At 34.5% G+C, this 23357-nt stretch carries 20 protein-coding genes and 1 other annotated feature; all 20 genes read right to left on the bottom strand.

The features are described from left to right. Positions 1-348: 348 nt before the first annotated feature. The 20 genes from rplT to T537_RS0109585 all read right to left on the bottom strand — a co-directional run bounded on the left by rplT (position 349) and on the right by T537_RS0109585 (position 23257). Positions 349-705: a 50S ribosomal protein L20 gene (gene rplT / locus T537_RS0109490; RefSeq protein WP_027437361.1), complete on the bottom strand. Its 357-nt coding sequence runs from the start codon at positions 703-705 to the stop codon at positions 349-351. 55 nt (positions 706-760) lie between these two features. Further along, a complete protein-coding gene (gene rpmI, locus T537_RS0109495; protein WP_021867234.1) occupies positions 761-958 on the bottom strand; it encodes a 50S ribosomal protein L35 in 198 nt (65 codons plus the stop codon). A 30-nt stretch (positions 959-988) separates the two neighbouring features. Beyond that, positions 989-1483, bottom strand: coding sequence for a translation initiation factor IF-3 (gene infC, locus T537_RS0109500; protein ID WP_027437360.1), 495 nt, complete (start codon positions 1481-1483; stop codon positions 989-991). A 56-nt stretch (positions 1484-1539) separates the two neighbouring features. Beyond that, positions 1540-1675, bottom strand: a sequence feature (ribosomal protein L20 leader region). A gap of 59 nt (positions 1676-1734) precedes the next feature. Next, a complete protein-coding gene (locus tag T537_RS0109505; RefSeq protein ID WP_031557520.1) occupies positions 1735-3408 on the bottom strand; it encodes an EAL domain-containing protein in 1674 nt (557 codons plus the stop codon). Between the two features lie 155 nt (positions 3409-3563). Next, the gene (locus T537_RS0109510) at positions 3564-4028 is read right to left on the bottom strand and encodes a transcriptional repressor (RefSeq protein ID WP_031557523.1); all 465 of its coding nucleotides are present in this window, start codon (positions 4026-4028) and stop codon (positions 3564-3566) included. A 45-nt stretch (positions 4029-4073) separates the two neighbouring features. Continuing rightward, entirely contained in the window at positions 4074-4214 is a 141-nt protein-coding gene (locus T537_RS12130) for a FeoB-associated Cys-rich membrane protein (RefSeq protein WP_034210155.1), read from the bottom strand. Positions 4215-4254: 40 nt separating this feature from the next. After that, a complete protein-coding gene (gene feoB, locus T537_RS0109520; RefSeq protein WP_031557525.1) occupies positions 4255-6669 on the bottom strand; it encodes a ferrous iron transporter B in 2415 nt (804 codons plus the stop codon). Positions 6670-6690: 21 nt separating this feature from the next. Further along, complete coding sequence (locus T537_RS0109525; protein ID WP_027437357.1) at positions 6691-6909, bottom strand: FeoA family protein; 219 nt, start codon at positions 6907-6909, stop codon at positions 6691-6693. Between the two features lie 21 nt (positions 6910-6930). After that, complete coding sequence (locus T537_RS0109530; RefSeq protein WP_031557527.1) at positions 6931-7140, bottom strand: FeoA family protein; 210 nt, start codon at positions 7138-7140, stop codon at positions 6931-6933. 291 nt (positions 7141-7431) lie between these two features. Further along, entirely contained in the window at positions 7432-7854 is a 423-nt protein-coding gene (locus T537_RS0109535) for a flavodoxin (RefSeq protein ID WP_027437355.1), read from the bottom strand. 78 nt (positions 7855-7932) lie between these two features. Beyond that, complete coding sequence (locus tag T537_RS0109540; RefSeq protein WP_051554910.1) at positions 7933-8559, bottom strand: DUF3793 family protein; 627 nt, start codon at positions 8557-8559, stop codon at positions 7933-7935. A gap of 38 nt (positions 8560-8597) precedes the next feature. Continuing rightward, complete coding sequence (locus tag T537_RS0109545) at positions 8598-8885, bottom strand: DUF2325 domain-containing protein (protein ID WP_027437353.1); 288 nt, start codon at positions 8883-8885, stop codon at positions 8598-8600. A gap of 178 nt (positions 8886-9063) precedes the next feature. Further along, complete coding sequence (locus tag T537_RS0109550) at positions 9064-9432, bottom strand: heavy-metal-associated domain-containing protein (protein ID WP_027437352.1); 369 nt, start codon at positions 9430-9432, stop codon at positions 9064-9066. A 158-nt stretch (positions 9433-9590) separates the two neighbouring features. Then, on the bottom strand, positions 9591-13343 hold the full coding sequence (locus T537_RS0109555; protein ID WP_031557528.1) for a phosphoribosylformylglycinamidine synthase: 3753 nt from the start codon (positions 13341-13343) through the stop codon (positions 9591-9593). A gap of 197 nt (positions 13344-13540) precedes the next feature. Then, positions 13541-14476: a M14 family metallopeptidase gene (locus tag T537_RS0109560; RefSeq protein WP_031557530.1), complete on the bottom strand. Its 936-nt coding sequence runs from the start codon at positions 14474-14476 to the stop codon at positions 13541-13543. A gap of 5 nt (positions 14477-14481) precedes the next feature. After that, on the bottom strand, positions 14482-15426 hold the full coding sequence (locus T537_RS0109565) for a M14 family metallopeptidase (RefSeq protein ID WP_027437349.1): 945 nt from the start codon (positions 15424-15426) through the stop codon (positions 14482-14484). A 134-nt stretch (positions 15427-15560) separates the two neighbouring features. After that, the gene (locus T537_RS0109570; RefSeq protein WP_027437348.1) at positions 15561-16982 is read right to left on the bottom strand and encodes a flagellar assembly protein A; all 1422 of its coding nucleotides are present in this window, start codon (positions 16980-16982) and stop codon (positions 15561-15563) included. Positions 16983-17069: 87 nt separating this feature from the next. Next, the gene (locus T537_RS0109575; protein ID WP_031557532.1) at positions 17070-18008 is read right to left on the bottom strand and encodes a hypothetical protein; all 939 of its coding nucleotides are present in this window, start codon (positions 18006-18008) and stop codon (positions 17070-17072) included. Between the two features lie 128 nt (positions 18009-18136). Beyond that, positions 18137-20659, bottom strand: a complete 2523-nt coding sequence (locus T537_RS0109580; protein ID WP_031557535.1) for an ATP-dependent DNA helicase — start codon at positions 20657-20659, stop codon at positions 18137-18139. A 69-nt stretch (positions 20660-20728) separates the two neighbouring features. Continuing rightward, the gene (locus T537_RS0109585; protein WP_031557538.1) at positions 20729-23257 is read right to left on the bottom strand and encodes a glycoside hydrolase family 2 protein; all 2529 of its coding nucleotides are present in this window, start codon (positions 23255-23257) and stop codon (positions 20729-20731) included. Positions 23258-23357 lie beyond the last annotated feature (100 nt).

Below are 23357 nucleotides of genomic sequence, written 5' to 3' on the forward strand. Positions count from 1 at the left end.
ACTTGCTGACAAGACCTCCCTTGGTACCACACGTTTCTTTCTCTCCACATATCTGCCACATTTACTACAGTTAATTCCGAGTAGTTATTGGACTTCAGTTTGTAATGCAACCTTATCCTTAACTATAGCCTGATGTGATTTCTGTTCGTCAGACCAGAGATTTGCCTCCACCTTCCTTCAGATTCCACCTCACGATGGACACCCTTGGTCTTGGCTGTATCCTTCCCACTACTAGGGCGGATTAGGGACTTTCACCCATTAGAAACGTGCGCCGCAAGGCGCACATTAAAAAAAAAGTCCTATAAGATAATCTTATAGGACTTTAAATCTCATATAATGTTGCTTTAATTAAGCTACCTTAGACTTTGCAACTTCAACAAGCTTAGCAAAACCTTCAGCATCGTTAACAGCCATTTCAGCTAATACCTTTCTATTAAGGTCGATGTTAGCTAACTTAAGACCGTACATGAACTTGCTGTATGAAAGACCATTGATTCTTGCAGCAGCGTTAATTCTTGCGATCCATAACTGTCTGAACTGTCTCTTCTTCTGCTTTCTACCCTTGTAGCTTTCTGTAAGTGCTCTCATTACAGACTGCTTAGCAACTCTGTACTGCTTAGATCTAGCACCTCTATAACCCTTAGCGAGCTTTAATACTTTATTATGCTTCTTCTTTGCGTTTAATCCGCCTTTAATTCTTGCCATTTTAAAATTCCTCCTATAAAAAACTTGAAATGTTAAGACCTAATAACTCATCGAATTAGAGATAAGGCATAATCTTCTTCATTGTCTTAACGTTAGTTGCGTCAGTCATAGCTGCGTGTCTAAGATTTCTCTTTCTCTTAGTAGTCTTCTTAGTAAGGATATGGCTCTTGTAAGCCTTCATTCTCTTTAACTTACCTGTTCCAGTTACTTTAAAACGCTTAGCAGCTGCTCTTTTTGTCTTTACCTTTGGCATATTAGTTCCTCCTAAATCCTTCTTAATTTTTTAACGTTTTTCCGTTAAAAACATAGTCATACTCCTACCTTCCATCTTAGGAGCTTTATCGATTACAGCAACATCTGATAATCTCTCTGCAAACTCTTCAAGAATATGTTTACTTGAATCAACATGTGCCATCTCTCTACCTCTAAATCTTAAAGAGACCTTAACCTTATTGCCTTTCTCGATAAACTTTCTAGCTGAGTTACACTTAGTGTTAAGATCGTTAGTATCAATGTTTGGTGATAATCTAACTTCTTTAACTTCAACAGTTTTCTGTTTCTTCTTAGCTTCTTTCTCTTTTCTGATTAACTCGTACTTATACTTGCCGTAGTCAACAAGTCTGCATACTGGTGGATTTGCTGAAGGAGCTACCTTAACTAAATCTACTCCTGCCTCTCTTGCAAGCCCTTGAGCTTCCTTTGATGACATAATTCCTAACTGTTGTCCTTCTTGTCCAATTACTCGAACTTCCTTATCACGGATCTGTTCATTAATCATTAAATCGCTAATTGTCGTGTACCTCCATATTCGTCTATATGTTATGCAAAATCTCGTTTCCACAAAAAAGGTGGATAATCATAACGACTATCCACCCTTAAATCTAAACAAAACCTATGCGGTAAATGATTTAAATATTAACCCGAGTCACATATATGTGCTGAGGTGAGAGTGGATACTCTTCTTTGCTTTGCAACTTCTATATCTTATCATTTACTCTTAATTTTGTCAATATATTATTTAGAAAAGAATTAATACTTCTTGCTAGTTAGTATGTTTATAAACTCATCGTTCTTAATTGGTTCATCAAATAAGTAACCTTGAGCATATTTACAGCCCATTTTCTTTAGATAATCAACCTGTTCTGTTTTTTCAACGCCTTCTGCTATTACATTTTTACCAATCTTTTTTAACATATCCACAAGACTTGAAATAATAATGTAATCCTTATCGTTGCCTTCAACTAATCTGTCAGTATAAATCTTATCTAATTTAATACAATCTACATCTAAGTCTCTTAAAATATTAATTGATGCTAATCCAATTCCAAAATCATCAATTGATGTTTTTATCTTTCTTTTATTCATTGCATCAACAAACTCTTTAAGGGCTGCATTATGTTCTAAATCAGACATTTCAGTAATCTCAATTTCTATATACTTTGGATCAATGCCATATTCCTTAATTACAGTGCTTATTCTTTCAGCTAAATTGTCATTAAAAATATGGATTTTGGAGAAATTAACCGAAACTGGAACTGGCTTAATACCTCTGTCTAGCCAACTTCTAATATCCATACATACGTGCTTAAGCATATAAAAATCCAGGTCTTTTATTGTACCTTCCTTTTCAAGAACAGGAATAAATTCACTAGGCTTTATTAATCTTTCTTTAGATGCCCAACGAACCAATGCCTCTGCCCCACCTAAGCTATCAGTTTCTAAATCAACCTTAGGCTGATAAAAAACTTCGAATTTTTCTTCTGATACTGCATCATAAAATTTATAAGAGATTTCCTTCTCTCTAGCATCATCATCAATCATATACTCCCTAAACCATACGCAGTCAGTATTCTTTGATTGTCTAGCATATTTACAAGCAGTTAATGAATAATTAAGCATATTACCTATATTATCCTTTGGCACCGCAAAATATAGACCTATTGATGTCATTACCTCAAAATCCTTTGGTCCCCTCTTTGTATTTGCTCTAATTTTCATCTTAGAGATAAAGTCTACAAAATCATCGACCCTTGTTTTCTTAATAAAAACTACAAATCCATCTCCACCGATTCTTGCAAACAGCTCATCCTTTTGGATATAAGAGTTAATTGCAATACTATATTTCTTAAGGATTTCATCTCCTAGCTTTGCTCCACCTTCATGATTAAATTGTGAGAAATTCTTTATATTAAAAAATACAGACGCATACTCAGAAATGTCGTTTTTAATAAATAAAATTCCTCCATTTCGCATTAAACCGTTGGAATTTAGTGCACCTGTAAGACTATCCATAAATGGTGTCATGGCTTCATATCCTGATATTCTTACATATTTACATACATAAGCTATGATTTTTACAATGAAACTAATGTGTTTTTCATCTTCTTCATCGTATTCATAGCCTAAAACAGGATGCACCTGGAAGTTAATTCGTCCACCATCTGCTGTTAAGAACTGATATTCCTTATACTCTTCTTCATACTCAGAAGCCTCATATAGGTGATATCTAACATTCTTTCCCTGTGGAACTCTTACTGATACAGGAATTACAACATCCATAGTTAATAAACCTAGCTTTAAATCATCTGCAACAAGCTTAAGTGCAGACGCAATATAGCTATTGATATTATTAATATCTGAAAAATTAGATATTAACATTTCGCAAAATCCAGCAAATTTCTTGCTATAAAGTTCATTATCCATAATTTTTCTCTTTTCTTTAATAATATTTAGTTCCGTTATAACTATAGTATATTATAGCATATGTGTAGTTTTATTTACAACCATAAAGCAGACTTAAGCCTATAAAAAAGGGGCTGTGAAAAAATGAGATAATCATTTTTCACAGCCCCTAAATATTAATTTTCAAAAACTAATTGTAGAGCCTGTACGTTGCTTATTTTTTGTTCTTTAATATATCCGCATGCTTTTAAGCCAGTTTCCATTATCTTACTTAATGACTGCTTAGATAAATTTAGAACTGTAGCATCATTTAGCTCAATTAAACAAGCATCATCATAATCACATGAATCACATGATAGCTTATACATATTTCCTCGATTTATAGCGCCTATTTCTTCTAGAACATTCACCATTCTATAAACAGTTGCACTACCTATCTTAGGATCACGTTTAGATGCTTTATAATAGATTTCCTTACAACAAGAACAGTCCTCTTGTAAGATTACATCTAAAAGTATCTGACGTTGCTTGGTGATCCTGCACCCACGTTCTTTAAGTAATCTTAAAACCATGTCTTTTTGCATCTGAGTTCTTGTAAAACCCATTTCTTGCCTTTTCTTATCAGCAGAATTTTCAAGCATATTTTTCACCTCTTACCGCCTAATGAACCAGCGTCTTTCTAAAGCTTAGTGGCAATGACCACCACATTTACTGCAGTCAGCACCACATTGTATTGACTTGCCACTCTTTTTATCTTTTACAAGGCTCCTTATAGCCAAGAATACAATGAGTATTAATATTGCACCTGTAATTATATTTCCTAACATATAAACCTCCTATAATTCGCCTTTAAAATCTTAATAAAAACTAGATATTAGCTACTTTTTCGTTAATCTTAAGTGTCTTTGCTGGCTTGTATGGTCTAAATAATAGATATAATACACAAGCTATAGCAATAATTGCAACTATAAGACCTAATACATTTACTGAACCTGTAAATAATAATCCTAACTGATAGATTACTAATGAAACGATATAAGCTGTAGCACACTGATATCCAATAGCAATCCATGTCCACTTCTGGCTATTCATTTCTCTCTTAATAGCACCAATTGCTGCAAAGCAAGGAGCACAAAGTAAGTTAAATGCAAGGAAAGAATATCCTGCAAGTGGTGCAAGGCCTTCAAAGTCAAGTACGCCAAATACACCTACTACTTCTTCCTTAGCAACAAGACCCATAACTGTTGCAACAGCTGCTGTTGCATCTGCAAAACCTAGTGGAGCAAAAATCCACTTTATACCATTACCAATTGCACCAAGAACTGAGTCTGAAAGTTCAAGGTCTGGATTCCATCCAAATGATCCTTCGCTCCAACCAAATGTTGAACCAAACCAAATAATAATTGATGAAAGTAAGATAATTGTACCAGCCTTTTTAATAAATGAGAATCCTCTTTCCCACATACTTCTAAGAATAGCACCTACTGTTGGTAAGTGATATGAAGGAAGTTCCATAACGAATGGAGCTGGATCTCCGGCAAATAATTTTGTCTTCTTTAATATAATACCTGAAAGAATAATAACAGCAATTCCAAGGAAGTATGCTGAAGGAGCTACCCACCAAGCATTATCAAATAATGCTGCTGTAATAAGAGCAATAATTGGTAACTTAGCACCACATGGAATAAATGTTGTTGTCATGATTGTCATACGACGATCTCTTTCATTCTCAATAGTTCTTGATGCCATAACACCAGGAACACCACAACCTGTACCAATAAGAATTGGAATAAATGACTTACCACTTAAACCAAATTTTCTAAAGATTCTATCCATAATAAAAGCAATTCTTGCCATATAACCACAGCTTTCAAGGAAAGCAAGGAAGATGAAAAGTACAAGCATCTGTGGAACGAAACCAAGAACTGCACCAACACCTGCAACAATACCATCAATAATTAAGCCTGTTAAAAATTCGTTACAATGAATTGCTTCAAGGCCATTTCCAATAATAACAGGAACACCAGGAACCCAAATACCGTAATCTGCATTATCTGGAAGTTCTGCATCTTCTCCTGTTGCCTCATCAACTACTTCAGAAATAGAATACTTTCCATCTTCTTTTTCATCTAATTCAGCACCATATGAACCATAAGCTTCATCAAAATCTCCGAAGCTCTTATCATTAATTGTATCTAAAATATCACTAGCACCTGTAATACCAGCATCTGCTGCAGCTTCTACATTAGCAACAACTTCGTCTGTCCATACATTCTCTTCATAATAAGCATTCATATCTTCTTCATATGCTGCTCTACCATTGCCAAATAAATAGAAACCATCACCAAATAAACCATCATTAGTCCAATCAGTAACATATGTACCAACTGTTACAACTGAAATATAATAAACTACAAACATAATTACAGCAAAGATTGGAAGTGCTAAAATTCTGTTAGTAACAATTCTATCAATCTTATCTGATGTTGTAAGCTTCTTAGCATGATTTTTAGTTACACAACTATCAATAATTGATGAAATATACGTATATCTCTCGTTAGTGATAATTGATTCTGTATCATCATCAAATTCTTTTTCAAGCTTAGCTATTTCTTCTGATGCATCAACGTTTTGTTTTGTAAGATTTGAAACTTTATCATCTTTCTCGATAAACTTAATTGCAAAAAATCTCTTCTGCTCTTCACTTATATCTGAACCAAGCTTTGATTCTACACTACTAATAGCTTCTTCAACACTGTCTGAAAATCTATGAACTAGCTTGTTAGCCTTCTTAGAATTAGCTGCCTTAATAGCTAATCCAACAGCTTCCTTAATACCTGTTCCTTTAAGAGCTGAAATCTCAACAACCTGTGCGCCAATTACATCTCCAAGTTTCTTAATATTGATCTTATCTCCTGACTTCTTAACAAGGTCCATCATATTAACAGCAACTATAACTGGAATACCAAGTTCAATAATCTGTGTTGTTAAATATAAGTTTCTCTCTATATTAGTACCATCAACAATATTAATTACTGCATCAGGTCTTTCATTAACTAAATAATTTCTAGCTACAACTTCTTCAAGTGTGTATGGTGAAAGTGAATATACACCTGGAAGATCAATAATCCCTACACTCTTGTCTCCCTTATATTTACCTTCCTTCTTCTCTACTGTTACACCTGGCCAGTTACCTACATACTGATTAGATCCTGTAAGTGCATTAAAAAGTGTTGTCTTACCGCAGTTAGGATTACCTGCAAGCGCGATTTTTATTGACATGTCCTTACCTCTCTCCCTTTATTATTCAACATCTATTAATTGTGCATCTGTCTTACGTAATGAAAGTTCATATCCACGAACTGTAACCTCTATAGGGTCACCTAATGGAGCAACCTTTCTTACATAAACCTCAATACCCTTTGTAATGCCCATGTCCATAATTCTTCTCTTCACAGGGCCATCACCGTTAAGTTTCTTAACTTTAACTGTTGTGCCGATTTTAACGTCCCTTAAAGTCATCTTCTCTTTCTCCTTCTCACCTTATACCATAATTTTATTAGCCATTTCTTTACCGATAGCTACTCTAGAACCCTTGATGTTGACAATTACATTACCGCCTGTTCTTGAAATAACCTCCACATCAGCGCCGCTAACAAAACCTAACTTTTCTAAAAACTGCTTGGTTTCTTCTAAACCGCCAACTCTTTGTATTCTAACTTTTAAGCCTTCTTCTAAAAATGATAATGGCATATAAATTACCTCCACATATCTTATTGATATATTTTCTCAACACGAGTTAGTATAAGCTAACATTTATTAGTTGTCAAGAATAATTATTAGTTTTTTCTAAATCACGTTTTACTAAACTAAGCCCCTTAAAAAACCCGTGCCTTAGCATAAGAAAATATAAAGTCTAATCTCAATTAACCTAAATATTGCCTGTAATCCGAGAGCTATCCTTGACCTATTTTCCATCCTTAATGGCACGGGTAACGCTTTTATTTAGTTGATATGTATGGCTTTTGTACTCACGCGCACAATTTAAGCAAGCTTAGATCCAAGGGATTTAGCAGATTCTAGAGCTGCATCATCTGGTGCTTCATTGCAGATTACAGGATCAGCTACTAAATTAGCTCCACAAGCTTTAGCTCTTCCTTCCCATTCTTCCATCCATTCGCCTGAACCCCAGCCATATGAACCAAAAAGAGCAATTTTCTTGCCAGATAATGAGCCTTCAAGCTCTGTAAATGCTGGATCAACTTCTGTTTCTTCAAGCTGTTCAGCACCCATTGCTGGACAACCAAAAGCGATTGCATCATATGATCCAACACTTGCTGAATTAATATCTCCAAAGCCAAGTATTGACACTTCTGCACCTGCACTCTTAGCACCTTCTGCTACTGCATTTGCAAGGCTTTCTGTATTACCTGTCTGACTCCAAAAAACTACTGCTACTTTACTCATTTTTCCTCCTTCTTCCACCTAAGTGAAAAGCAACTTTTTTATATTAAAGAAGATTCTTCTTTAATCCATATTAAAAAATTATGCACCTACTGTTAGCTGACTTAATGTTCTACCATCTAAAAATACTTTTTGATAAATCTTAAAGCATTTCTTATACTTAGCAAAAATAGCCTTTGAACGTTCTTCATTGTCATAAACCTTCCAGAAACCACAGCATTTGCAGTTTTGTCCTTTTTGTTCAATAAAGCCTATCACATCCTCTCTTGGATAGCCTAAAAAAAAGCCAATCTCATGAGGAAAGCTATCTTCCATCTCAATTCTGTTAATAAGTGTCCTAATGAATTTGTTACAAATCACAAGAGCATCACACCTATCATCTAGATTATCTAAATCCACATGATATCCATCCTTTTTAAGGGTGTTTAAAGTCTTATCATTTAACAAATCCTTAAGTAAGCGCATTGGTCTATAAACATAAAGTAATGCTCTTGTCTTTGATATCCTAAGAACTTGTAAATAAACACCTTTTTTGTTAAGTAGACTATTCATCTTTAAAAGCTCTCTATTCATGCTATCAATAGATTCAAATTGATAGTTAAATAGGTTGGCTGTCTTTAGTCCTGCAAGTGTTGGTGCACACTCCCTAACCAAATCAAGTTCTAATTTATTATTTACCTTAGCTCTTATCTCAATCAAATCTTCCACAACAATACCTCTTTATATTTATAATTTAACCAACAATTTTATACATTCTCAAAGTACTCATCTAATACGTTGTTAAGAGATGAAGCACTGCTTGAATGTGTTCTTATAATCTCTATATCATTTTTCTTAGCTTCACTAACAGCCGATAAAACCATCTTATGTGAAACCGTATTAGTAAAAAGTATCATTAAATCTGGGTTTCCAAGTCTGTCTTTAAAACCGCTTTTTTCTTTAACAAAAACTTTAGCCTTACAACCATGTTTCTTGCATATTCTCTCGTATTGACAAACCATACATTCGTTGCCACCAATAATTACTACGCTCACATTTACCTCCTCATTTGCTCAAGTTAAAAATCTAGTTACATGTATCTTACGCGTGTTAGTTATCGCTAACTGGTGTTTTTAAAATAACGGGACATTAAGTCCCGAATATAATCCTTTATAGTTAGTATTATCTAACCACTTATAGGTTAGCATATACTAACTCCATTGTCAATAGCATCTACGCTTCTTTTATAGAAATAACCTTAAAGTCTAAACGCTCAACTGCAATCCTTAAATCTTCATCGTCTAATACTCTATCATATTCAACAACGGCCCTGTTTTTCTTAAGATTTACCACAGCTCTTGCTCCATCAATCCTATTAATAGAACGTTCCACACTATTTTTACAATTATCACAATGCATTCCCTCTATTGAGATTATCTTTTTTCCAATAATCTTGCCTTCTAATTCCTTAATTTCTGTTAGTGTAGCACTATCACTGCCACCGCCACAACATCCGCCTTCACCCTTTAGGTGTTTCTTGCTTTGTGATATAGCTAATATTACTAAAACTGCCAAAATAAGCACTACTATAACTGTTCCCATATATACCTCCATAATGATAGTTTGTTATAACTAACCGTAATGATACTACAACTAAAGCACCATAATGTCAATCATAAGCACTAAATTAAAAAAGACAGATGCAAATATAGGCATCTGTCTTTTTTGGATTATCGTTTATTCAATATGTATCTTAAATATTACTTAAAGTAGTTAACACCTGATTCAAAGATCTTTAAATCCTGTTCGCCATAGATATTAATAGCAACTGAATCGCCGCGTCTTTCTGAGTGAGCCATCTTACCCAAGCAACGTCCATCAGGAGATGTGATACCTTCAATAGCCATATATGAACCGTTAATGTTCCATTCTTCATCCATTGAAACATTACCATCTAAGTCACAATACTGTGTTGCAACCTGGCCGTTAGCAATAAGCTTATCAAGCCATTCCTTAGGAGCTACAAATCTACCTTCACCATGTGAAGCTGGGTTTGTATAAACTCCACCAAGCTTAGCTCCAGCAAGCCATGGACTCTTATTAGATGCAACTCTAATGTAAGCCATCTTAGAGATATGACGGTTAATTGTATTATATGTAAGAGTTGGTGAATTAGAATCCTGACCTGTAATTTCTCCGTTTGGTACTAAACCAAGCTTAATAAGAGCCTGGAAACCATTACAAATACCAAGAGCTAAACCATCTCTTTCATTAAGAAGCTTTGTAACTTCTTCCTTCATCTTCTCATTTCTAAATGCTGTAGCAAAGAACTTAGCAGAACCATCTGGTTCATCACCAGCTGAGAATCCACCTGGGAACATAATAATCTGTGACTGAGCAATTGCCTTGCTAAATTCATCAACAGATTCTCTAATGCTAGCAGCATCTAAGTTTTTAAATACCTTAACGATTGTGTTAGCGCCTGCTTTTTCAAATGCTCTAGCAGAATCATATTCACAGTTAGTACCTGGGAATACTGGAATAAATACTGTTGGCTTAGCCACCTTATTCTTGCAAATATGAATTTCCTTAGCATCGTAAGTAATTGCTTCAATCTTATCTACTGCCTTAGAAGCCTTAGTTGGGAATACTGATTCTAATGTATCAGTCCATACGCTTAAAGCTTCTTCCATGTTGATTGAAACGTTCTTATATGTAAACTTAGCTTCATCATTAACCACACCGACCTTAGTGTAAGCAGTCTTAATTTCATCTAATCTTTCTGCTGGAACTTCTGCTACTATACAACCAAATCCTGGTGCAAATAAATCTTCTTCCTTAATGCTATCTTCTAAGCTTACACCTAATTTATTACCAAATGCCATCTTAGAAATTGCTGGTACTAAACCATTAGCATCAAGAACAAATGTTGAAACAATAAGCTTATTTAAAATCAATTCATGAATCTCTTCATAAAGAGCCTTAATCTGTGTAAAGTTAGGAAGATCATACTGATCTCTTGCAATGTCAAATCTTACTAATACATTACCAGCTTTCTTTAATTCAGTTGTAACAATGTCTGATTCCTTAGCTGTATCAATTGCAAATGAGCAAAGTGTTGGTGGAACATCAATATCTTCAAATGTACCTGACATACTGTCCTTACCACCAATTGATGGAAGACCAAATTCCATCTGAGCTTCATAAGCACCAAGAAGAGCTGCAAAAGGCTGACTCCATCTCTTAGGATCACTTGTCATTCTTCTAAAGTATTCCTGGAATGTAAATCTTATCTTCTTATAATCACCACCTGCTGCCACAATCTTAGCAACAGAGTCAACTACTGCATACATTGCACCATGGTATGGACTCCACTTAGAAAGGAATGGGTCAAAACCGTAAGACATCATTGTTACTGTATCGCACTTACCCTTAAGCACTGGTAATTTTGCAACCATTGCCTGTGTTTCAGATAACTGATACTTACCACCATAAGGCATTGTAACTGTACCTGCACCAATTGATGAGTCGAATCTTTCCACAAGACCTTTCTGTGAACACTCATTTAAATCAGCTAATGTCTTAAGCCACTTAGCACGAACATCTGCAATTTCCTTCTTAGTAAAGAAATTATCTTCTTCTACTGGCATTTCAACTTCTACGCAAGTTTCCTGATGAGCACCGTTAGTATCAAGGAATGCTCTTGAAATATTAACAATATCCTTACCTCTCCAGTTAAGAACAAGTCTAGGCTCCTTAGTAACAACAGCAACTTCAACAGCCTCTAAGTTTTCTTCTGCTGAATACTTTAAGAATTCCTTAACATCCTTAGGATCTACAACAACTGCCATTCTTTCCTGTGATTCTGAAATTGAAAGTTCAGTACCATCAAGACCTTCATACTTCTTTGGAACCTTATCAAGATCTACTCTTAAACCATCTGCTAATTCACCAATTGCAACTGAAACACCGCCAGCACCAAAGTCATTACACTTCTTAATAAGCTTTGTAACTTCTGGTCTTCTAAAGAGTCTTTGCATCTTTCTTTCTGTTGGAGCATTACCCTTTTGAACTTCAGCACCACACTCTTCAATTGATTTTTCTGTATGAACCTTAGATGAACCTGTAGCACCACCACAGCCATCACGTCCTGTTCTACCACCAAGTAAGATAATAATATCACCTGGATCTGAATTTTCTCTCTTAACAGCAGCTCTTGGAGCAGCAGCCATAACTGCACCAATTTCCATTCTCTTAGCTACATAATCTGGATGATAAATTTCCTTAACATAACCTGTTGCAAGACCAATCTGGTTACCGTATGAAGAATAACCGTGAGCTGCACCTGTAACTAACTTTCTCTGAGGAAGCTTACCATGCATTGTCTCAGATACTGGAACTGTAGGATTAGCTGCACCTGTAATTCTCATAGCCTGATATACATAAGTACGTCCTGAAAGTGGATCACGGATTGCACCACCAAGACATGTTGCAGCACCACCAAATGGTTCGATTTCTGTTGGATGGTTATGTGTTTCATTCTTGAAGTTTACTAACCATTCTTCTGTCTTACCATCTATTTCAACTGGGACAACAATTGAACAAGCATTAATTTCATCTGATTCTTCCTGATCTTCTAGTAAGCCCATCTTCTTGAGCTTCTTAGCTGCAAGTGTACCAAGATCCATAAGACAAATAAATTTATCCTTACGACCTGCATAAACTGATTCTCTATCAGCTAAGTATTTCTTAAATGTTGCTTCGATTGGGGCTTTATACTTACCCTCATCAAATTTAATATCCTTTAATTCTGTAGCGAAAGTTGTATGACGACAGTGATCTGACCAGTATGTATCTAATACTCTGATTTCTGTCATTGAAGGATCACGCTTTTCTTCTGTCTTAAAGTAATCCTGAATGAATTTGAAGTCATTAAATGTCATAGCAAGATTAAGTGATTCGTAAAGTTCCTTTAAATCTGCCTCGTTCATAGCCACAAAGCCATCAAAAATCTTAACGTCAGCAGGTGTCTTAAATTCAGTAACTAAAGTCTGTGGAATATCTTCCTTAGCTTCTCTTGAATCTACTGGGTTTATACAGTTTTCCTTAATCTTTACTTTTTCTTCATCTGTTAACTTACCTGATATAACGTAAGTTGTTGCTGTTTTAATAACTGGGGTTTCATTTTCGTTAAAGAACTTAACGCATTGTTCGGCAGAATCAGCTCTTTGATCAAACTGACCTGGTAAATACTCTACAGAAAATACAAAATCATCATCATTTTTATTAAATGTGCCTTCATACACATCATCTACAGGAGGCTCAGAAAACACGGTTGTTAACGCCTTCTTATATGTTTCCTCCGAAAGATTTTCTACATCGTACCTAATTAAAACTCTAACGTCTGTGATAGTCTTAATTCCAAGGTATCCAATAATCTCATTTTCAAGTTCTTTCGCTTTCACCGCGAAATCCTTCTTTTTTTCAACAAAAACACGTTTAACGTTGCTCATGTCGACCTCCTAAATATTTAATAAATCATTCCTCGCCTCTAAAGGTAAACGCTACCAAAAAAGACCTGTCAGGATTAGTCCCAACAGGTCTTAATTCTACCACAGCAAAAAATGTAAATCAATTCATTGACAGGGCAAAAATAATTATTTTTAAAATTTTTTCATAGTCGGTCAAAGTCGCTTAAATTCAAACAACTTTACTCATGCATACGTCTAAGAATTTTATATACCACCTCATCACCTAAAACCATAGGTGCTGTATGAGCAAAAAAGACAATCCCCTCAGTAGGTGATTTAATCTTGGCCTTTATCTCTCCCTCGTGGGGATCAAGAATTTCTGCTATAACCTCATCATGAGCACAAAAATCCCCAGGGTTTTTAAGTCTCTTATAAAATCCCGCAGTCTCAGACTTTACAGCCATTAAATCATCTTCGTTAGTAATACTAGCAATGTAACCAGAATGATTATTATATTTTAAAATGCCCATTCTAGTTAAGAATCTAAGAACAGATGATACTGCCTGTCTTGCAGAAGCTTCATCAATTAAGTCTGTACTATTGGTGTAAATTGAAAATGAACTTGTACCATTCATCTGCCAATTGTAATTTAATGTTACTGTATCCATGGGCTTTGGCTTTCTAATAATTACATATGGAAGTCCAAAAAGCGTTGCAAGGCTTGGACTTTGCTGTCCTGCCTCCATAATTCTTACATGGGGAATAAAATCTCCCGGCATATAAAATGATGCAAACTGAATTCCATAGCTATAGCCCTTAACTCTTTCAAAAATGGCATTGGCAATTTGTTTTGTTGTATCGCCATAAGCATCTCCTGGGAATTGTCTATTAATATCCTGATTATCAATAGCCCAGAACCTCTTCTCAATATTCATAGAAAAACTATTAGCACTTGGAATCACTACAATTTCGTGATTGTGAGTTATTGCTCCATGGGCTTCAAGGTATTTAAGAGTTTTTACAAGTTGCGAGCAAATATATAATTGCTGCATTTCATTTCCCCTTAAAGAACCCACTATTGCTGCTGATTTGTCCCCATGTCCAAATCTATATGCCTCTATTTTAAAATCTTCTCGATATAATCCCTTTAAACTAAATACTGTCTCTTTAACCATTCTAATCAATCCTTATGATAAATTCTACAAAGTAATGCTCCCTTATAAACCACTGGATGTTCCCTAATTGTAAAAATTATACCATCCACAGGAGACTCTAAATGCTGTAATATTCTACCTTCTATAGGTTCAATTATATCTCCTATATAGTCACCTGCTTTTATTTCACCTAAATTCTCAATATTAGGGACAAAAAGTCCAGAATCCTTGGCACTTATAAAGGTTACCTCTCCTTCCTTTGAAACAATTGGCTCTTTAACTGGAAGAGTATTTCCTTTAAATACGCCAACTTCCTTCAACAAATTAAGAATTCCCTCAAATAATTGCTTACAGTAGCTTTTGCTAATTCTATTTCCAACACCCATTTCCACAACCATTGTTGGAACTCCAAGATGGTTTAGAGAATATGAAAGTGTTGCCTCTCTAACAGGAAGGGATGAATAAACCCATACAAAATCAGCATTAAGGGTCTTTGCGTATGGAAGTAATTTTTCTTCGTTATCATCATTTAGTCGCACCTGCAACATTTCCTTAATAAACTTATTACTTGAATGAATATCAAGGCACATATCAGACCCTATAATATCATTAATAAGATTAGCTGCCACATATTCTGCAAAGGCACCATTACTCATTCCAGGGAAAACCCTATTCATATCAAGGTCAAACATTGGTATTCCTCTGTAACCACTATCAAGACCTAATGGATTTACACAAGGATAAATATCAATAATTCCCTTTAAATCATCTTCATGCATATTCATATGTCTTATTAATTCATAAATTATATATTGTCCATCAAGCTCATCTCCATGAATTCCAGTTACAATAGATATTCTAGGACATTTTGACAAAGCCTTAGAATCTAGCCCCTTAGGCATAATACGTTTCTTTTTTATAACTAGATTTTCATGAACTGGAAGCTCAACTGAAACTATGTTCTCAATCATTTTTACTCCTTATGTCATAAACTTTTTACCTTCTTATAATACTACTTTTATGCCCTAAAAAAAACCACTAGTGTTGATAACTAGTGGTTTTTTATAAACCATACCTATTAAATTATATAAAACTTTTAATCTTATTACTCATCGTCATAATCCAACAGTTTTATATTATTCATCACCTTTTTTATCAAAATATGATCAAATACAGAACTTGGAATATAGCTCTTATCATTAAGAATTATTCTACATCCCTGATAACAGCTTTTCTCGATTTTTAATACAGACCGCTCTGATTCTCTAATAAGCCCAAAAAGCATTTTACTTCTTTCTTCTTCCTTTGTTTTCTCAGCCTTTTTAACGATTTTGGATTGGAAGATTCTTGTTTCCATCTCCTTATCATACTTATCAGAAGCTGCTTCTTTTAGTAAACCAATCTTTTCTAATGCCTGATCAAAGGTATCAATAGATGAATCTATTTCCTTTATTTTCATTATGCATTCTGCATATTCATGTCTAATTTCTTTAGTTGCTCCAACTCTAAGAACTGTTTTTACATTGGTTTCATGACCGCAGTACTGTGTATCTATTCCAAGAACTCCTGTAATATCTCCACCAATAATCGAGCCTCTTCCTCCTGAAACAAAAACCTTTCCATAGGCTACAACTGTGCAGTTTAGAATATATTCCGCTTTAATATCACCTTTGCAATAAACATTGGCATTTTCAAAAAACTTAGCTTGAATACTTCCATCTGCCACAAATCTTCCCAGTCCCTTAGTATTACATCCAGCCTTTATTATAATATCTTTTTTAGCCCTTAAATTGGCATCCTCAACAAATCCGCTAATAAAGATATTACCCATTGCTGAGATATTAACACCGCTCTTAACATTACCATTAATATTGACATCCCCATCAAAATCAATATTTCCTGTACTTAAATCCACATCTCCATCAACCTCATATATGTCACTTATGTTAAGATCGTAATTTCTAAATTCAATTTTGCCATTTTTTAAGGCATAATATTCAAGACCATCGTTAGATACAATAAAGCCCTTGCCCCTGATTTTAGGAGCTGGTTTTCCTGGCTTTGGAACTAACAACTTACCAAATACATCAAAGCCAAAATTTCCCTTTGTTGGCTCATGATATTTGCAAAGAAGATCCCCTTCCTTAACCTTTACAAAAAGCGTCTTATTTAAAAAATCAATGCTTCCATCGCTTCTAATATTGGGCTTTTTAGTCTTTGCTTGACTAGCAGCTTCCACATCAAAAAAATATTCATAATAACCATCTTCACCATGTTCAACTTGCTTGCCTGTGGCTATTATTAAAAATTGGCCATACTGCTTATTTGTTATCATTTCTAGTATTTTATCTTCATCAATTCCAGTTTTTATGCCTATTTCAGATAGCTTAGACATAATCTCTGATTTGGTATAATTATCTTCACTTGAGTCAGGCTTAGATATGCTAATAGCAGCTTCCATCTTATCATCTGATATCTGCACCTGAATCTCTCTTATATTATCATTGTTATTTAAACTATCGTCCACCCGGCTCACCTCCAAGCTTTGCCTTCAGTTACATAATTTCTAATCTACTTTCCTACGTTTCACTCAGCTTTCTAACTTCATTAAAAATTAACAATTGGCATAAATTAATAAGTCGCTAGCATCCTCTCCTCTTTCTAGCCTAACCCTTATAGCCTCCATTTGATGGAAAGAATACCTTGCATCCGCATATAAACTAACATCAACACCACTCATTAATCCAAGTAATATTTCCTGACTTTGTAGGTCATCTAATTTAGGCTCTTCAGCTGAGTCTCCACGTTCCTCTTTTTCTCTCATTTCTTTCATAGTAACTGAATCATAAAAAGGATCTGCGTATGGTGTAACATCTATTCCCGCTTCTAAACCTAGTCTAATTTCTTTCATTTGGCCTGAAGAAAAACCTGTGAAATTGTAAACGTCAATATCAACACCATTTTCCAAGCCTAGGCGCAACTGCTCCATCTGCTCGCCTGTGTATTCATGTAGCATAAACTTTGATACATCTACACAGGACTTAATGCCTAATCTAATTTCATTTAATTGGAAGGGATCAAAATTATCCCTTACAAAAAAATCAATATCTATATCATCTTTTCTAGCAAGTCTTATTTGTCTTAAAATCTCACCAGAATATCCTAATTTAGCGTAATGAACCACATCATATCCATTTACTCTTGCAAGACGAATTTCTCTAATCACAGAATTAGAATATGAGGGATTACATACATCTTCTATATCAATCCCCGATCTTAGGCACTCTTTAATTTCCTCCATCTGCATATAATCAAATTCAGGCGTAGCAAAAGGGCTAACATCAATTCCCTCTTCTAAACCTAATCTAAGGGACTTCATGCTGGCCGCATTAAACTCTGGATTGCAGTAAATTAACACATTTACTCCATTATCCATACCTCTATTAATTTCCATGGTTTGGAATTCATCAAAACCCAATTTCATCCATTCATCTTTATCAGCTCTACGATTGATGTATTCACTAACAAGCTTTTCAAATTCTGCTTCTTCCATGTGAACTCCTCATAAACATATTCTTTATTAAGTTGTGGTCTTAAACTCACCAATAAGACCTGTATATCTATATAGATAATATCATATTTAAAGAATATTCACAATAAAAAGTTTAAGAATATAATGGCTTACAAATCCCAGAAATCCCTAATACTTGACACAATTCCATTCTTAGTTACTTTATAGATTTTATCCCATTCTCGCGGGAAGAGTCGTTCGTATTCTGGAGTTAAAAATCTATCATCAAGAAGTAATATTATTCCCTCATCATTAGCCGTTCTTATTACACGCCCAGCAGCCTGCAAGACCTTATTCATACCAGGATAAACATAGGCATAGGAATAGCCATCCTTTCCAATTTGATTAAAGTAATCCCTTATAATATCTCTACTTCTGCAAATCATAGGAATACCCGTTCCAACAATTGCTGTACCAATAAGGCTATCTTCCTTTAAGTCGATTCCTTCAGAAAAAATCCCTCCAAGAACGCAAAATCCAACTAAGGACTTTATATTAGTTCTTAGATTTGCTCTATCGAATTTATCCTCTAGCTTAATACTGTCTGTAATTTGACCATCACTAAGAGAGAAAGCAAAAGTCACATTATTTAGAGAGTTCTCCCTAGAGGTAAAGTTACTTAAGAATTCCTCTCTTTCCCCTTCTGTCATTTTTCCAGTTTGCATAATAACTTCCACCGACTCATCAAATGGATTTATAAATTCAGAGGAATATTTTAAATAAACCTTCTCCATAAAGGAAAAAGAAGGGAAAAATACTATGTAATTGCCACGTTTGGTCTTTACTAATGCATCAATATATTCACAAATTTTTCTATATTCATTATCGTTTCGCCTAGAATATCTGCTGCTTACATCAGCTGCAATAATAACCTTCCTTTTTTCTGTATCAAAAGGAGAATTGGCATAAATCGCCATATCATGTACATCTCCTGTAATCATTTCTTTATAGTAATTTATTGGTAAAAGGGTTGCGCTAAAAAATACAGCCGATTTAGCCTGACCAAGTCTTAAACTGATATTGCCTGATGGGTCAATGCAGGAAAGATTTACAACAAAATTTCCTCTTTCATCTTCTTCAACATATCTAACATATTTTTCATCAGCCACATCTTCCATAGATAAAAAGTGCCTAATATCAAAGAAGAAATCAAGGACTTCCGGAAAAACAGGCTTTCCCTTTTGTTTTTCTAGATATTTGCTTAGTAAACTTCCAAGTCTTTCTAGACTAACACTAAATTTGCCAAAGCTTGACATCTTAGCAAATCCCCTGGCCTCTTTTTTTAATTCAAGTAATTCTTTATTACATTTATTAATTGCTGAAACTATTTTTTTATCAGATGGGTCCTTGAAAAGTTTCTTAACCTCAAGGAAATCCTCTTTAATAAGCCTTGCACTATACATGCTTCTTGCTCTATCTACTAGATTATGTGCCTCATCCACAAGTATTCCATAATCTCCTTTGCTACCCTCTGCAAAATATCTCTTAAGGCAAGCATCAGGATCAAAAACGTAGTTGTAGTCACATATAATTCCATCGCACCAATAACTTGCATCTAACTCCATTTCAAAAGGGCATACAGTCTGCTCTTTAGCATACTCTAATACCACGTCTCTTGTAATGTTTGTTTCATGAGTTATCATATCATAGACAGCATCATTGACCCTATCAAAATGACCCTTAGCGTAAGGGCAAACTTCAGGATTACACTCCATCTCATCTAATGGGCATATTTTTTCCTTAGCAGTAAGGGTAATAGATCTAAAGGATAGTCCCTTATCCTTTAAAATCTTATAGGTTGACTCTGCCACCGTTCTAGTTATTGTCTTAGATGTAAGATAAAAAATCTTATCAAGCATCCCACGTCCCACAGCTTGAATTGTGGGATAAAGAGTTGAAATGGTCTTACCAACCCCTGTGGGTGCTTGAATATACATATTTTCTGACTTTTCTATTGTTTTATAAACTGCTGAAACAATCTGCTTTTGTCCCTTTCGATATTCAAAAGGGAATTCTAGATTTCTTATAGATTCATTTCTTTTTGCTCTTTCATCAAGCAAAAAATCAGTCCATTTTTTAAATTCATCAAGCAAGTCATTAAACCACTTACTTAAGTCCTCATAAGTGTATTCTTCTACAAACCTTTTTATAAATTCAGTTTCTGGATTGCAATAAGTCATTTGTACAATTATAGAATCTAGATTATTCTTTGTTGCATAAATATAAGCATATACCAAAGCCTGAGCCTTATGTACATAAACGGCTTCTTTTAACTTAGTAATACCATATTGCATAGTCTTAATTTCATCTACAGTAACAGCTCCAATAGGTGTTTTATTGCCATCCTCATCTTCATACATATCAGCAATAATACCATCGGCTCTACCTTCAATAGAAATTACATAAGGGTTAGCATTATCTGTAACCATATTAAAATCCATTTTTAAAGGAACCTCGGCATGATAAGATGCTCCTGCCTCATGCTGGATTTTTCTATGAATTCTAGCACCTTCCTGCATTGCACGTACATCAGTTATTCCTGTACTTCTTCTATCAATATTTCCTGTTGTACATAAAAATTCCACCAAATTTCTAACTGAAATTCTAAGAACATTTTTTACAATAACATACATAACCTTACCTACTTAAACTTTATCTCCTATTGCTATGGATACTAAGCCTAGCCCGGTTCATAAAGGAAACTAACACTCAATGTTAAATTCTAATTCCTTAGCTGTATCTATACCACTCCACTCTTCTGGTAAGTCGATTCGCACCTTAGTCTTAGAAGCAACTCCCCTAGTCTTAAGGTAAGTGCCTCCCATACCACCAAGAATCTTAACCCTCTTTGGTCCAATTATTTCAAGTCCTTCTCCACTAATTGTAATTGGAAGTGAATCATTAAAAAAGCATGCCAAATTATTATTCTCATCTTTAACCTTAACCCTTATAGCTGCCACATCATATGTCTTATCATCAACTAAATTAGTGCTTGAAACATCTAATTCCAAATGTAATTTACTAGATGTCTTCTTAGTCACAGTTAAAACCTTCTTGCCATCTTTATAGCCTTCAAATCTAAATGCAGTTGATGTACCACCCCAGTTACCAACATATTTCTGGTAAAGGGCATAGGCATCAGCAAAGGTCATTCTATAAATCGTTAAAGCCTTGCCAGCTTCTAATAAAATCTCTGCTGGTAAATGATTCATACCAAATCTAGCCACATAATTAAGACATTTCTTAACAGTGTCATTTTGCTTTTTGGAGAATTTTTCTTCCTTTAACATAATATCTCCAACATAATCATCCACTAGTATTGGACCATTCTTTAGATTCTTAAATGGAGAATCCTTATGAGTATATTCCTTTATAAAAATGTCGTTTTTATACATTTTAACACTATCGCAATTAGTAAAAATATATGTATTTCCTCTTGAACCTGCAGGATGTTCACCAATATCAAAGGAGGAACTTACCTCTAATACAGGTCTTACTCCCTGCATAGCTTCATACACATAAGCTGCTAGTTTAGGATTTCTAAACATATCCATTACACCATGATAACATATTCTATCACCACTGCCAAAATCTTTATGTGTATTATAATCAAACATGCACCAGCCAAAGGCACCGGCTATGTCTTCATTTTTATAAAAATCATTTAAGACTTTCGCATGTCTAATGGCATGTTCTAGTCTGTGTTCCTCACTATCATAGGATTTTGTTGGGAACATATGTCCATTAAATTCACTAATTATATATGCTTTATTTCTATTAGATGTTACCTTCTTCTTAGGCTCACAACCTGCATTAGTTCCATCATGAGAAAAGTCGTTATATGTATAAACATCCTCAAGAAGTGAGCTGTTCTTTAAATATCTAACGCCTGCTGTAGCTCTGCTGCTATCTAGCTTTCTTGCTACTGCATTTGTTTTTTTATAAAATTCGTCATCATCAACTGATTCATTAATTCTAACACCCCAAAGAATAATTGATGCATGATTTCTATACTGTGTTACCATATTAGCCACGTTTCTTATAGCCACATTCTTCCATGCTTCATCTCCAATATGCTGCCATCCTGGAATTTCTGTAAATACCAATAAACCAAGTTCATCACATCTATTAATAAAGGCCTTAGACTGTGGATAATGGGATGTTCTAACTGCATTGACGCCTAATTCGAAACGTAGTATTTCTGCATCTAATCTTTGCATACTCTCAGGCATTGCATAGCCAACATATGGATAGCTTTGATGTCTATTAAGGCCTCTAATTTTTAGCTTTCTATCATTAAGGTAAAAGCCGTCTTCCTTAAATTCAGCCTTTCTAAAGCCAATCTTACATTCCCATACATCTAAAGTCATATCTTCGCTTTTTAATTCACATACTAAAGTATAAAGTTTTGGATAAGTTACATCCCAAGGTCTTATTTTTTCAATATCAATTTCTTCTTCAATTAAAGCATTGCCTTCTTTTAAATTAGCTAAAAAGTCACTGTTTATATAGTCTAATAAAGGATAATTTCTTAAACAGATAATTTCCTTATCGTCTATTAATTTCAACTCAATTTTAGCATGACAGGTTTCTTTATATGTATTATCTATAAGACTATCCGATAGAGAGAATTGTAGTTTTAAATTAGCTCTACAACTAGCCTCCTTAAATGTCTTTGTTTCTTTCTTAATATCTGAAGAAATTGTTGGTATGGCATATAGATCTTTAAAGTGCAACATTCCTGAAATTTCAAGGGATACTTCACGATATATTCCACCATAAGTCATATAATCAATAACATAGCCAAATGGCGGTATATTCTGATCTTCCCTAGAATCTACCTCTACAACAATTGTATTTTTCTTACCATAAATCGCCTTTGATGTAATATCAACTTCAAAGCTTGTATAACCGCATAGGTTCTCATATAATCTTTCCCCATTAAGATATACAACCGCTCTATGGGCAACTCCATCGAATTTTAAAGCAATTCGTCTGCCCTTCCATTCCTCTAGGATTTCTATTGTCTTTCTATAAGCAGCATCATGCTGATAAATTCCTTCATCAAAATAATTAAATGGCGTCTCAACCATTGTATGTGGAATTCTTACCTTAGAAAAACCCTTAGTATTATTTAAATCAAAGACTCCCTCATTAAAATCCAATGTAAATTCCCAATCATTGTTTAATGGAATACTTTTTCTTAAACAATTCTCCTTTAAGTCCCTCATGTAAAAAACCTCCCTATATCTATATCATCTTTTGCATAATCGCTAGATTTATTTTACTATATTTTTATGCAAAAAGAAACTATTTTGGCGGAAGCAGTTT

It is taken from the genome of Lachnospira multipara LB2003, from assembly GCF_000702205.1.
GTDB lineage: Bacteria > Bacillota > Clostridia > Lachnospirales > Lachnospiraceae > Lachnospira > Lachnospira multipara_A.